The organism is Pseudoglutamicibacter cumminsii (genome assembly GCF_003143995.1).
Lineage (GTDB): Bacteria > Actinomycetota > Actinomycetes > Actinomycetales > Micrococcaceae > Pseudoglutamicibacter > Pseudoglutamicibacter cumminsii_B.
The window spans coordinates 14,344-27,590 of the sequence record NZ_QFWG01000007.1; the positions used below are offsets into that span (position 1 = coordinate 14,344).

Sequence of the window (13,247 nt, forward strand, 5' to 3'; positions counted from 1 at the left end):
CGAATCCTTTCTCGATGGGTCGCGCGACGCAGTGAGTACGCGATGCAGCGGGCACGATGCAGTGGGTACGCGGCTCAGTGCGCTCGCGGTTGTCAGTGGCCCTTGAACGCTTCCGCGAGCCACCATGCACCCGAGTCCGATGCGATCTTCGCATCGATCACGAGCGGCGTGTCCGGATTGCTCGCAACCCATTCTCGCACTGCCTCGAGGTCCTCAACGGTACGCACCGTGACGCCTTCGGCTCCGAAGCCGCGCGCGATGGCCGCGATATCGGTTTCGGGGAACGTCACCGTGGACATGTCCGGCTCGGAACCGTCCGCATTGAAGTGGTGAATTTCGGCACCGTAGGCGGCGTCGTTATAGACGATGCACACGAGTGGCAAGCGGAGCCGCACCGCGGTTTCAAGCTCCGCGATCGCCATGTGGAATCCGCCGTCCCCGGTTCCGAGCACCGGCATCCGATCTGGCCGCGCGAGCGCCGCCCCGATCGCCGTGCCGAGCCCGAGCCCAATCGCTTGGAACGCCTGCGTGAAACAGAACCCGTCAGCATCCGGAACGTCCAGGAACTGGCTCGGATACCCCATGAAGTTACCCGAATCGATGCTCACGATGCGTTCCGCGGGCAGAATCGAATTGAGCTCGATGGTCAGCCTGCGCGGGTCGATGCGCGCTTCCGAACCGCTCGCAGCGGAAAGATCAGCGCCGGTAGACAGATCACTGTAAGGCTCGCTCGCCCACGCGCTGCGGGCGGCGATGAGCTCGCGATTGGCCTCGGTGCGGTAACCGATGCGCGGCTCCGGCTGGCTCGCGCGGATGTGCTCCAGGACGTCGGCGGCGGTTTCCGCGGTATCGCCCAGCACACCGAGGTCGATAGGTCGATTGCGCCCAAGCGCGGCGTCCTCAACATCAACCTGCACCACGCGCGCGTCCGGGCCGATCAGCGTTCCGTGCCGCATCGTCCACATGTTCATCGCGCACCCGAAGCCCACGATCAGGTCCGCATTGCTGATGAGCTCGGCCGTGACCGGGGACGAGAACCCTCCCGAGATCCCAAGGTTGAAGTCCTCGCCGTTGAAGAGGCCCTTAACAACCGCCGATGTGGCCACCAGCGCGCCTGTATGTTCAGCCAACCGCGCGATCGCATCGCCTGCGTGCTTCGCGCCGCGACCTGCAATAAACACGGGACGCTGCGCTCCAGAAATCAGGTCGGAGAGAGCCGCCACGCTCCTCCTCGAAGGCCGGATCGGCTCCGCGTCATTCACGGTCGCCACAGCACCCGCAACCGCAGGCTGAACCTGAACATCCAACGGAAGATTCAGCACCACCGTCCGGCGTTCGTTGACGGCCGTGCGGTAGGCGCGCGCCACATCGGCGGCCGCGGTCTTGGCGGAATGCACCCGCTCCGAGACAGCATACACCGATTCGGCCAAAGCATCCTGATCCATCGCGAAGTTCGACCCCACGGCGCTCGCCGTGGACTCGCCCGTGAGAACAATCATCGGGGTGCGGGACTTAGCGGCCTCGCCGATGCCGGTGGTCGCGTTCGTGAGCCCACAGCCCTGGTGCACGCTCAGCACCGAAACCTTGCCGGAGACCCGCGAATACGCATCCGCCATGTTCGCGGCCCCGCCTTCGTGCCGGCTAGCCGTGAACGGGACACCGTGTGCCTTCAAGGCGTTGGTCACCACGAAATTACCGCTACCGACCACACCGAATGCGTGCCCAACACCCAGCTCAGCCAGCAGTGCCCCGACCTGTGCCGCGACGTTCATAACCACTTCTCTATTATTCAGTGCTTCGAGATGTCAACCTTACTTCTCTACAAACGCGTAGACGCGGCACGGGGAACCCGTTCCGCCCACGATAGGCAGCGGGGCCACGGAAATCATGGCGCCCGTCGTCGGCAGCTTCGCTAGGTTCTTGAGGGACGTGATCCCGTACTTATCCGCGCCCAGAAGGTAGTAGTGCACCGGGAACGGAGGGTCCTGTTCCCCACCGCGGCCCGCATCGATGCCGACGGTCTCAACGCCCATACCCGAAATCGGCAGCTCATCTGCCATGTAGCGGGCGCACTTAACCGTGAACCCCGGGGTGTGGGAACCGGTTTCGTCCGCGTTGAGGAACGATTCCTCGCTGTGATCGTACTGATCCCAGCCGGTGCGGAACAGCAGCCACGAGCCTTCGGGGAAGGCGCCGTGGCGTTCCTGCCACGCCTTCAGGTGCTCGACGTCGACCAAGAAGTCAGGATCAGCCTCTACCTCAGCGGTGAAGTCCAAGACCACCGCAGGGCCCACGAGCCGCGGAAGTTCGATCTCCGAAACATCCTTGCCGTCGCGGCCGCTAATCCAGTGGACCGGGGCATCCAAGTGGGTTCCGATGTGTTCACCCGTGCGGATGTTGTGGTGCTTCCAGAACGGGCCCGGCTCGTCGTAGGCCGAAACCTGCTCGAGGCTGAAATCATCCAGGTTCGGGAACGGGTCAGGCAACGTCAACGTAGGCGTCTCAGACGACAGCGGCGCCGTGAGATCCACCATCTCAACCGAACCCGAAGACACCCCTGCCATAAAAGCTTCTACCGCAGACATGCGTCCTCCATAAGCGATCACACCATCATGTTTCACTAACAATGCTTACTATCGTGATCTACGCCTCACTCGCAACCCAAACGAATGACATCTCATGACGCGGGTGCACGATGTGCTCGCATCACGCACAGGGCCCCGGAACCTTTGTGAGGTTCCGGGGCCCTGACGCGAATGAGCGAATCAGCTCAAGCGATCACGCGAGATTATTCGGCGTCGCCTTCGCCTTCTTCCTCGTCAACGACTGGCGCGAGCGAGAGCTTGCCGCGGTCGTCGACCTTGGTGATCTCAACCTGGAGCTTCTGACCCACACCAACAACGTCCTCGACGTCGTTGACGCGCTGGCCGCCGTTGAGCTTACGCAGCTCAGAGATGTGCAGCAGGCCGTCCTTGCCCGGGGTCAGCGAGATGAACGCACCAAACGAGGTCAGCTTGACGACGGTACCGAGGTAACGCTCGCCAACCTCGGGGATCTGTGGGTTAGCCATCGCGTTGATCGTTGCGCGTGCCGCCTCAGCTGCAGCGCCGTCGGTAGCGCCGATCAGAACCGTGCCGTCGTCCTCGATCGAGATCTCAGCGCCGGTGTCTTCCTGGATCTGGTTGATCATCTTGCCCTTAGGGCCAATGACCTCACCGATCTTGTCCACTGGGATCTTCAGGGAGATGATGCGTGGAGCGTATGGCGACATCTCGTCTGGCGAGTCGATTGCGGAGTCCATGACATCCAGGATGTGGACGCGGGCTTCGTGAGCCTGCTTGAGCGCGGCGGCGAGCACGGATGCTGGGATGCCGTCGAGCTTGGTGTCCAGCTGGATCGCGGTAATGAAGTCGCGGGTACCGGCAACCTTGAAGTCCATGTCACCCATCGCGTCTTCAGCGCCGAGGATGTCGGTCAGGGCTGCGTAGCGGGTCTCGCCGTCAACCGTGTCGGTGACCAGACCCATCGCGATACCTGCAACAGGAGCCTTGAGCGGAACACCAGCGTTGTACATCGACAGGGTCGATGCGCAGACCGAACCCATCGAGGTCGAACCGTTGGATCCGAGCGCCTCGGAAACCTGGCGGATCGCGTAAGGGAACTCTTCACGCGAAGGCAGAACCGGAACGAGCGCACGCTCTGCGAGGGCACCGTGGCCGATCTCGCGGCGCTTCGGCGAGCCAACGCGGCCCGTCTCGCCCGTGGAGAACGGTGGGAAGTTGTAGTGGTGCATGTAGCGCTTCGCCTTCTCAGGGGCGAGCGAGTCGATCTGCTGCTCCATCTTGAGCATGTTGAGCGTCGTGACACCCATGATCTGGGTTTCGCCGCGCTCAAAGATCGCGGAACCGTGAACGCGAGGCAGAACCTCAACCTCGGCGAGCAGCTGACGGATGTCCGTCAGGCCGCGGCCGTCGATGCGGACCTGGTCCTTGAGGATGCGCTGGCGCACGATGTGCTTGGTGACTGCGCCGTACGCCTTGGAGATCTCGGAGGCGCGCTCCTCGAACGCCTTGCCTTCGCCCGCGAGCTCTTCAAGGACTTCTTCCTTGAGTGCGTCGTCGGCGTTCTGGCGTTCCTGCTTGTCAGCGATCTGGTAGATGTCAGCAAGCTTCGCGGATGCGAGCTTCTCAACTGCCTCGTATGCGTCGTCCTCGAAATCGAGGAAGATTGGGAACTCGCGAGCAGGCTTAGCGGCGCGGGATGCGAGGTCTGCCTGAGCCTCAACGAGGGCGCGGATGAACGGCTTAGCTGCCTCGAGGCCCTCAGCAACAACGGTCTCGGTCGGTGCGGTCACGCCGCGGCCGTGGATGAGGTCCCATGCGTGGTCGGTAGCGCCAGCTTCAACCATCATGATCGCGACGTCATCGCCAGCAACGCGGCCGGCAACAACCATGTTGAACACGGCGTCATCGAGCTGGCTCTTGGTTGGGAAAGCAACCCACTGTGCGCCTTCACCGTCGTCGATGAGGGCGATGCGGACGCCGCCGATCGGGCCAGAGAACGGCAGACCGGAGAGCTGGGTCGACATCGAGGACGCGTTGATAGCAACCACGTCGTAGTAGTCCTCTGGGTTGATCGAAGTCACCATGACCACGATCTGGACCTCGTTACGCAGGCCCTTCACGAAGGATGGGCGCAGCGGGCGGTCCATGAGGCGGCACGCGAGGATCGCCTCGGTCGATGGGCGGCCTTCGCGGCGGAAGAACGAGCCCGGGATCTTACCCGCGGCATACATGCGCTCTTCGACGTCAACCGTGAGCGGGAAGAAGTCGAAGCCTTCGCGCGGGTGCTTGCCGGCGGTGGTCGCCGAAAGCATCGAGGTGTCGTCATCGAGGAACACCATCGCCGAACCCGCAGCCTGCTTGGCTACGTGGCCGGTTTCGAAACGGATGGTGCGCTTACCGAAACGGCCGTTGTCAATCACGGCCTCTGAGTACTGAATATCAGTAGCTTCCACTAAGTTTTCTCCTAAGAATGCACGTCAACAACGAAACGCGTTTTCGCGGTTGGTGCTCGATCGAGGCCATCGGTACTGCTATCTGGTCGTCCTCTTGAGGACGAACATCTGTTTGTGCTGCACCGCGGGCCACTACCGAGGACCACACGCGAACGTCTTGGGCGTCAACGTTCTTGACTATGTATTGGATTAGATATTGATGTTTGAACTTCTGATGTGTTAACGCCCCGGAAGGGTTTCCGGGGCGTTAACACGTGAGACATTATCGGCGCAGACCGAGGCGCTCGATCAGCGAACGGTAACGCTCAATGTCTACAGACTTGAGGTAGCCAAGCATGCGGCGGCGGCGACCAACCAGAGCCATGAGGCCACGGCGGGTATGGTGGTCGTGCTTGTGATGCTTGAGGTGCTCAGTCAGGTCAGAGATACGGCGGGACATCACAGCGATCTGAACCTCAGGGGAACCGGTGTCGCCCTCGTGGATCGCGTATTCCTTGATGATCTCCTGCTTTACGGCCTGGTCAAGAGCCATGTGTTTACTCCTTGAGAGTGTGCCGCGTACAGTGAACCCGCGCGGGATCGCACTCAGCTCGTGTTGCTGGGCCATCGTCGCCGGGGATGGTAGCCACCGCGGACTGCAGCTAACACCATCTGTAAGTCTATCAAGACAATCAAGAGCCCGCGACGAGCACACAGCCTCGATGCACACAGCGCCGATGTGCTCAATGCACACAGCGCCGATGCGCTCAATACATACAGCGCCGATGCGCGTTCACCTCACACGCGCATGCTGCGTACCGCAAGGGTTCGGTATGGGATGTCGATGCGCTCGCCCGGCTTATGCCCCAGATGTTCGTGCAGGTACCAGCGCAAGTTACTTTCCACGCGCTCCCGGGTTTTCTGGTTGGAACGTAGCCAATATGCCCTCGTGCGGGTCAGTTCGAAAACCTGCTCGACGCTGAGTTCTTGGGTCCAGTGGTCTTCCCGGACCTCTTCGATGCGCCACAAAGGTCCAGCTTGGGCCGCGACCTCGGCGTCCCGATGCACGTCCCCCGCGTGCATGATGCGCGCCAAACGGTGTACCCACGGAACCTGCACGTCCAGCTGATTCCACACAAGACCCAACACAGGGCTTGCGGATCCAGTCGTCAAGCGGGCCGCTTCCGCCCCCGCCGCAATAGGATCAACCCAGTGCCATGCCTGCGCGGCAACCACCGCATCGGCTGCTGGGCTTGCATCGACGTCAGCACCGGCATCGGCGTTGGCTCCGGCATCCAGACCGATCGATTCCAGTCCGGTCAACTCCCCTGTGCCAACCAGGGCCTGCTCGACGCTCGGGACTTGCTCGCGTAGTACCTCGAGCATCGAGGCCGACGGATCAACAGCCACAACCCGGTGCCCTGCCGCAACCAAGTCGCGCGTGAACAAGCCCGTCCCCGCGCCGACCTCAACCACGCTACGACCAGGCTCAGAACCCAGCAGCCAGCTCACGCACCAGTCAGGATAGCTCGGCCTTACCGCATCGTAATCTGCGCCCGAGCCAGCCCACGCGGAACCGATCTGCGAACGCTGAGCAGCACCAAGATTCGGCCCGCTCTGCGGAAGATTCGGAACCCGAGTCATGCTGCCGTCAGGCATCGGCACACGATCCGTCAAACCACAACCGCCATCAGCCGGCGGCTACCTTGACGACGTCGGGACGAGCGTCAGCATCCCCACGCAGAATCTCGCGAGCCCGTTCAACGTCCACGTGCATCTGCTCGATCAACGCTTCCGGGCCGCGGTACGTCACAGTCGGGCGCAAGTGATCCACGAACTCGAGCACAACCTTCTGGTCGTACAGGTTGAACTCCTCGATCTGCTCACCCTCCGGCCGGTCCATCACAAAAGCCTCAGCCACGCGCACCACGCCGTCAAACGTCGGGTTCGTGCCAATCGATATCGCAGACGGCCACCACACGCCCGCCTCATCGATCAACCAGCCCGCATACACGCCGTCCGCCGGCATCAAACCGGTCGCGTCATCCGACAAGTTCGCGGTCGGGAAACCCAGCTCACGGCCGCGCGCAAAACCATGCACCACGGTCCCGTACATGCGGTGGTTACGCCCCAAAACCTCAGCCGCGGACTTCACGTCGCCAACCTGGAGAGCCTCACGCACCCACGTCGAGGACCAGCGCCGCTGCTCCCCCACGTCCGAAAGCGTGACGACCTCGAAGCCGAACTTTTCACCGAGCTCACGCAAGACGTTGATGTCGCCCGCGTTATCAAGCCCAAAACGCACATCCTCGCCCACGACCACAGCGCGAGCATGCAACACATCAACGACGTAATTCTTGATGAACTCTTCAGGGGTCTGCTGCGCGAATTCCCACGTGTAATTCAAGCGCAAAACCGCGTCAATCCCGGCCTCCGCGCAGTGAGTATCCTTGATCTCATCAGCCATGATCGGAACCGGCGCAAACGCAGGCCTATGCACCGTGGCCGGATGCGGGCTGAACGTCATGACAACACCCATGCACGGCTCATCCGCCGCCGAAGCGAGCTTCACAACGCGATCCAGCAAAGCCATGTGGCCGCGGTGAACACCATCGAAATTACCGATCGTCACCACCGAACACGTCAACGACTCCGGAACCTCGGCAGGATCCGTCCAAATATGCACAAAGACTCCTCGCGTGCTGAAGATCGATTACGCCCGGCGCTATTCTCTCACGAACAAGCTAGCCGCCGATGCGGGGCGCAGTTACGCGGCACTCTTGGCTGTGCTGCAGAGCTACCTACGCCGCTGCCTTGCTAGGGCGGTGGGCCCACAGCCACAAGAAACCGATGATCGGCAGAACAAACGGTACATAACCGTAGCCTTGGCCGAAGTGGCTCCACACGCTCGCTTTAGGGAACAGTTCTGGCGAGGCGTAGGACAGTATCGAAACCACAACCACACCCACGAACTCCGCGATGACCGCCGCGAACGCTACGCGCCAGGCCTTGATGCCCGGCATCGCTAGCGCGACCGTCGCCACAATATAGATCACGGCCGCGAGAGCCGAAAGCGTGAACGCAACCGGTGCAACCGAGAATTCAGTGGAGATCTGATACGCCGAACGCGCGAAAGCCGACAACGCAAACACGCCATACACCGCAACCAAAATGCGGCCCAGACCCTTGTTCTTCGTCTGCACTGGGTTGCTCTGTTGCGCTGTATCCGTCACGTGATTATCCATTCCACTCATCAATTCCTAGCCGGCGAAAAAGCCCTGCCCGTGCCATACCTGTTGCATCCGCACCAACATCACCAAAACGGTGAAACCGGCAGCGGCCATCACGGTGTTAGACCACCGGGACTTGTCGCCGATCGCCCACCACGCAGCCAGCGGGACCAGCAACAACGCGGTTGCGAGGTATCCCCAGAACTCCCATGCGGCGCCTATCAGCGGCTGCGAGCCCGCATGCCGAATCGCCGCCTGAACGCCATACACGACCAGGTACAGCTCAACCAGGACAAGGCTCAGAATCGACGAGTCCGCGGGAAACGTGCGCATGACCGTCATCGCTATACCAACGACCATAGAGATAACGCACACCACAACACCTGCGATCGCGAAGCCATCCATCAACACGGCTACTGATTTCTCCCCCGAAACAACTTTGAAACTAGAACAGCTATTGAGAACGGCTCGCGGCCTACCGTGGGGCGAACACCAAAGCCGGTTTCGCCATCGAATGCGTTCCTTGAACCTTGTTTTCAATCAACGCAATCAGCTCGCCAGCCGGGTCGATCGCCGCCGTCACGTCCGCAGACTCCGACGGCGTGATACGACGGCCGTGCCCCAGCTCGAAGGCTTCCTCGTCGCTCACCTCACGCACCGGGAACAGCCGGCGCGCGGCATCAGCCAACGACAGCACGCTGAACTGCTCCCCCAGCTGCTCCAATGTACGGGCATGACCCAAATTGAAACCGCCCACACGCGTGCGTCGCAACGCCGTCAAATGACCGCCCACACCGAGAGCCTCGCCCAAGTCCCGAGCCAAAGCGCGCACATACGTGCCCGAGGAACAATCGACCATGACGTCGACGTCCATCGTGGTGCCGTCATCGGCACGGCGAACATCCAAAACATCGAAACGGTTCACCGTGACCGAGCGGGCTTCCAACTGGACGTCCTCGCCGTCACGCACCCGCTGATACGCGCGCTTACCGTCCACCTTGATCGCAGACACCGCAGACGGAACCTGCTGAATCTCGCCCGTCAACCCGGCAACCGCATCGTCAAGCTGTGGGCGTGTCACCGCCGCAACATAACGACGCTCAAGGATCTCGCCCTCAGCGTCCTCGGTTGTTGTGGTTTGGCCCAAGCGGATCGTCGCCGCGTAGGTCTTCGATTCGCCCACAATGTAGGTCAAGAGCCGGGTAGCTCGTCCCACGCCAGCAACCAGGACGCCGGTCGCCATCGGATCCAGCGTCCCCGCATGCCCCACCTTGCGGGTGCCAGCAAGGCGCCGCAAACGGCCCACCACATCGTGGCTCGTCATACCCGCGGGCTTATCAACAACAACCAGACCAGGGGTCGGTTCAGACTGCGCTTTCGACATACAGCGCTTAAGCCTCTTCTTCCGCTTCCTTATACGGATCAGCGTCGCCCGCGTACTCGGCACCCGCAGCAAGCTCGGCGACCTCCGCGTCCTTCTGCCGCGCTGCACGCAACAAATCCTCGACGTGCGAGGCGTTCATCGGAACCTCATCCGGAACGAACTCAAGCGTTGGGGTCAACCGCGTCGTCAACTGCGAACCCAACTCCTTGCGCAAGCGCCCACGGTTCGTTTCGAACAGCTCAGCGACGTAAGCCTTCTGCTCATCGTCACCGAAAACCGTGTAGTAGGCGGTCGCGTTCTGAAGATCATTCGTCACGCGCGCATCCGTGACCGTGACGGACTCCATCGCATCGTCACGAACCACCTTCGTGAGAGCCTGCGCCATGACAACCTTGATGCGCTGAGCCAACTTAGCTGCACGAGGCGAACCAGTCATGATGTGCTCCTCTCCCGCGCACCACGATTCTGATGTGCGCTATCAACAATAATTTCGCTCCCTCTATCCTATCGGTGCTTGCGTAGTCTTCCTGCAACGCGAAAGCCCGCGGCGGGCAAGCGCACATATGCGCTCAACCCGCCGCGGGCTTTCGTTAGCGTTCACCGCCTGTGGAGCGGTTCATCACGCTAGGTTCATCTCACTCGATTCATCGCATTAGACGCGTGGCTTCTCCTGAAGCTCCCACGTCTCGATGATGTCGCCTTCCTTGATGTCGTTGAAGCTACCCAGGCCGATACCACATTCGTAGCCCTCACGGACCTCGGTGGCGTCGTCCTTGAAGCGACGCAGCGACTCGATCTTGAGGTTGTCGTTGACGACCTTGCCGTCACGCACCAAGCGAGCGTTCGCGTTACGGCGGATGAGGCCGTTACGAACGATCGAACCGGCGATGTTACCGAACTTCGAGGAGCGGAAGACCTCGCGGATCTCCGCGGATCCGAGCTCGACTTCCTCGTACTCAGGCTTGAGCATGCCCTTGAGTGCGTTCTCGATATCCTCGATCGCCTGGTAGATGACCGAGTAGAAGCGCATGTCGACGCCCTCTTCATCGGCGTACTCAGCAACGCGTTCCGCAGGGCGGACGTTGAAGCCGATGATGATCGCGTTGTCGACCGTTGCCAGGTTCACGTCGTTCTGGGTGATAGCGCCCACACCACGGTGGATAACACGCAGCTGAACCTCGTCGCCCACATCGATCTTGAGCAGCGAATCCTCGAGTGCTTCAACAGCACCCGAGACGTCACCCTTGAGGATGAGGTTGAGGGTATCGATCTTGCCTTCAGCGACAGCGTCGTCGAAGTTCTCGAGCGTAATGCGCTTGCGGCGCTTAGCGAGCATCGCGTTGCGGTCCGCGGCTTCGCGGCGCTCAGCGATCTGACGTGCCGTGCGCTCGTCCGGAGTCACGATGAACGTGTCACCTGCGCGTGGAACGTTCGAAAGACCCAGAACCTGGACCGCACGCGATGGCAATGCGACGTCGAGGCTTCGCCGTTCTCGTCGAACATCGCACGAACGCGACCATGCGCCTTGCCCGCAACGATCGTGTCACCGACCGCGAGCGTACCGGACTGAACCAGGACGGTCGTGACCGCACCGCGGCCCTTGTCGAGGTTCGCTTCGATCGCGATACCGCGAGCGTCCTTGTCCGGGTTAGCGCGCAGCTCAAGTGCTGCGTCCGCGGTCAGCAGGATCGCATCCAACAGGTCGTGGATACCCATGTCCTGCTTAGCGGAGATCGGCACGAACATCGTGTCGCCGCCGTAGTCCTCAGGAACCAGACCGTACTCGGCGAGCTGACCCTTGACCTTCTCAGGGTTAGCTTCCGGCTTATCGATCTTGTTGACTGCAACCACGATCGGCACATCTGCTGCCTGTGCGTGGTTGAGCGCTTCAACCGTCTGCGGCATGACGCCGTCGTCAGCTGCAACAACCAGGACCGCGATGTCGGTGACCTTGGCACCGCGGGCACGCATCGCCGTAAAGGCCTCGTGACCAGGGGTGTCAATGAAGGTCAAGAGGCGTTCCTCTTCACCGTTGTCACCTTCGTGCATCGTGGAGATCTGGTATGCACCGATGTGCTGGGTAATGCCGCCGGCTTCGCCTTCGATCACGTTGGAGCGACGGATCGCATCCAGCGTGCGGGTCTTACCGTGGTCGACGTGACCCATGATGGTCACCACTGGTGGGCGTGGCTCGAGCATGTCATCGGTCTCGGCCTCTTCTTCGGCCTCGAGGTCGATGTCGAAGGACTCGAACAGTTCACGCTCTTCGTCCTCAGGCGAGACGACCTGGACCTTGTAGCCCAGCTCTTCACCGAGGATCTCGAACGTCGATTCGTCGAGCGACTGGTTAGCCGTAGCCATCTCACCGAGGTGGAACAGCACGGTCACGAGTGCCGCTGGATCTGCCTTGATGCGCTCAGCGAAGTCCGCCAGAGTTGCACCGCGGCGCAGACGCACCACAGTTTCGCCATCGCCACGTGGAACAACCACGCCGCCAATGACTGGTGCGCCTTGCTGCTCCATCTCCTGGCGCTTTGCGCGCTTCGACTTACGGTTACGACCACGACGTGGACCACCGCGGCCGAATGCGCCCGCTGCGTTACCGCGACCGCCACCACGGCCACCGCGGAAGCCTCCGCCGCCGCCACCGGAGCGACCGCCACCTGGGCGTCCGCCACCGCCGCCGCGGCCGCCTGGGCCCGGTTGGTTGACGTTGAGGTCGAGCTTCTTAGGCATCATGTTCGGGTTAGGGCGTGGACCGCCTCCACCCGGAGTTGCGCCGCGTGGTGGGCGTGGTGCGCCCGGACGTGGGCCGCCTGCACCCGTTGCGCCCTGGCGCTGGCCACCGCGGCCACCGCCGCCTTCGCCGCGCATACCCTGCTGGCTTGCGAACGGGTTGTTGCCCGGGCGTGGAGCGCCACCGCGCTGGCCGCCTGGGCGTGGGCCTGGGCGTGCGCCACCGCGTGGTGGACGTGGGCCGGCGTCGTTGCCGCGGCCCTGAGACGGGGTGCTGAACGGGTTGTTGCCCGGACGTGGACCTGGCTTCGGGCCAGGCTTCGGTGCTGCCGCGCCTGGGGTCGGCTTAGGTGCTGCCGGTGCCTTCTTTGCGGCTGGCTTAGCGTCCGATGCTGGCTTAGCTGCAGGCTTCTCCGTTGCCTTTGCGGCAGGCTTAGGGCCTGGCTTCGGGCCAGGCTTGGCAGGCTTAGCTGCGGTGTCTGCCTTCTTAGCGGTTGCCGGCTTAGCGGCTGGCTTAGGCGTGGTTTCAGCTGGCTTAGCTGGAGCCGCTGGTGCCGGATCGGAGGTACGGGTGCCAGCACCCTGAACCTGTGCCGTCTTGACCTTAGGCTGTTCCGGCTGAGCGGAATCGGCGCCTGCTGCGCTTGGGAATGCTTCACGCAAGCGTTTGACGACCGGCGGCTCGATCGTGGAGGAAGCTGAGCGGACAAACTCGCCCATCTCCTCAAGTTTTGCCATGGCTTCCTTGGATGGAATGCCGAGCTCTTTAGCGAGCTCATGTACGCGGACCTTCTTGGCCACAATTCTCCTAGTCTGGTCCGCGTATCCTTCTGCGCTGACGCGCATCAGCTAGTGAAAGCGTTGCACGTTTCGCGTAAGACCACGGACCGTAGATTTCGTG

At 62.0% G+C, this 13,247-nt stretch carries 10 protein-coding genes and 1 pseudogene; all 11 read right to left on the reverse strand.

From position 1 onward, the window contains the following. Positions 1 to 92 precede the first annotated feature (92 nt). Complete coding sequence (locus CAY35_RS06225) at positions 93 to 1,772, reverse strand: thiamine pyrophosphate-binding protein (RefSeq protein ID WP_109303802.1); 1,680 nt, start codon at positions 1,770 to 1,772, stop codon at positions 93 to 95. 39 nt (positions 1,773 to 1,811) lie between these two features. Continuing rightward, positions 1,812 to 2,585 (reverse strand): cyclase family protein, encoded by a 774-nt coding sequence (locus CAY35_RS06230; RefSeq protein ID WP_109303803.1) that lies wholly within the window; start codon positions 2,583 to 2,585, stop codon positions 1,812 to 1,814. Positions 2,586 to 2,788: 203 nt separating this feature from the next. Further along, positions 2,789 to 5,017: a polyribonucleotide nucleotidyltransferase gene (locus CAY35_RS06235; protein ID WP_109303804.1), complete on the reverse strand. Its 2,229-nt coding sequence runs from the start codon at positions 5,015 to 5,017 to the stop codon at positions 2,789 to 2,791. A gap of 262 nt (positions 5,018 to 5,279) precedes the next feature. Next, a complete protein-coding gene (rpsO, locus tag CAY35_RS06240) occupies positions 5,280 to 5,549 on the reverse strand; it encodes a 30S ribosomal protein S15 (RefSeq protein WP_035756943.1) in 270 nt (89 codons plus the stop codon). Between the two features lie 245 nt (positions 5,550 to 5,794). Further along, positions 5,795 to 6,655: a class I SAM-dependent methyltransferase gene (locus CAY35_RS06245; protein ID WP_258265668.1), complete on the reverse strand. Its 861-nt coding sequence runs from the start codon at positions 6,653 to 6,655 to the stop codon at positions 5,795 to 5,797. A 31-nt stretch (positions 6,656 to 6,686) separates the two neighbouring features. Continuing rightward, positions 6,687 to 7,682, reverse strand: a complete 996-nt coding sequence (locus CAY35_RS06250; RefSeq protein WP_109303805.1) for a bifunctional riboflavin kinase/FAD synthetase — start codon at positions 7,680 to 7,682, stop codon at positions 6,687 to 6,689. A gap of 115 nt (positions 7,683 to 7,797) precedes the next feature. Beyond that, positions 7,798 to 8,241: a hypothetical protein gene (locus tag CAY35_RS06255; RefSeq protein WP_109303806.1), complete on the reverse strand. Its 444-nt coding sequence runs from the start codon at positions 8,239 to 8,241 to the stop codon at positions 7,798 to 7,800. A 15-nt stretch (positions 8,242 to 8,256) separates the two neighbouring features. Beyond that, complete coding sequence (locus tag CAY35_RS06260) at positions 8,257 to 8,631, reverse strand: hypothetical protein (protein WP_309136530.1); 375 nt, start codon at positions 8,629 to 8,631, stop codon at positions 8,257 to 8,259. 70 nt (positions 8,632 to 8,701) lie between these two features. Then, complete coding sequence (truB, locus tag CAY35_RS06265; protein ID WP_109303807.1) at positions 8,702 to 9,610, reverse strand: tRNA pseudouridine(55) synthase TruB; 909 nt, start codon at positions 9,608 to 9,610, stop codon at positions 8,702 to 8,704. A 7-nt stretch (positions 9,611 to 9,617) separates the two neighbouring features. After that, on the reverse strand, positions 9,618 to 10,046 hold the full coding sequence (gene rbfA, locus CAY35_RS06270) for a 30S ribosome-binding factor RbfA (protein ID WP_109303808.1): 429 nt from the start codon (positions 10,044 to 10,046) through the stop codon (positions 9,618 to 9,620). Positions 10,047 to 10,262: 216 nt separating this feature from the next. Next, a pseudogene (gene infB, locus CAY35_RS06275) lies at positions 10,263 to 13,192 on the reverse strand (translation initiation factor IF-2). Between the last annotated feature and the right edge of the window lie 55 nt (positions 13,193 to 13,247).

Excerpts from the sequence above, each read along its gene's own strand:
- CAY35_RS06225 (WP_109303802.1), bottom strand. The coding sequence starts at position 1,772 with ATGAACGTCGCGGCACAGGTCGGGGCACTGCTGGCTGAGCTGGGTGTT.
- CAY35_RS06230 (WP_109303803.1), bottom strand. The coding sequence starts at position 2,585 with ATGTCTGCGGTAGAAGCTTTTATGGCAGGGGTGTCTTCGGGTTCGGTT.
- rpsO (WP_035756943.1), bottom strand. The coding sequence starts at position 5,549 with ATGGCTCTTGACCAGGCCGTAAAGCAGGAGATCATCAAGGAATACGCG.
- CAY35_RS06245 (WP_258265668.1), bottom strand. The coding sequence starts at position 6,655 with ATGCCTGACGGCAGCATGACTCGGGTTCCGAATCTTCCGCAGAGCGGG.
- CAY35_RS06255 (WP_109303806.1), bottom strand. The coding sequence starts at position 8,241 with ATGGATAATCACGTGACGGATACAGCGCAACAGAGCAACCCAGTGCAG.
- CAY35_RS06260 (WP_309136530.1), bottom strand. The coding sequence starts at position 8,631 with ATGGATGGCTTCGCGATCGCAGGTGTTGTGGTGTGCGTTATCTCTATG.
- truB (WP_109303807.1), bottom strand. The coding sequence starts at position 9,610 with ATGTCGAAAGCGCAGTCTGAACCGACCCCTGGTCTGGTTGTTGTTGAT.
- rbfA (WP_109303808.1), bottom strand. The coding sequence starts at position 10,046 with ATGACTGGTTCGCCTCGTGCAGCTAAGTTGGCTCAGCGCATCAAGGTT.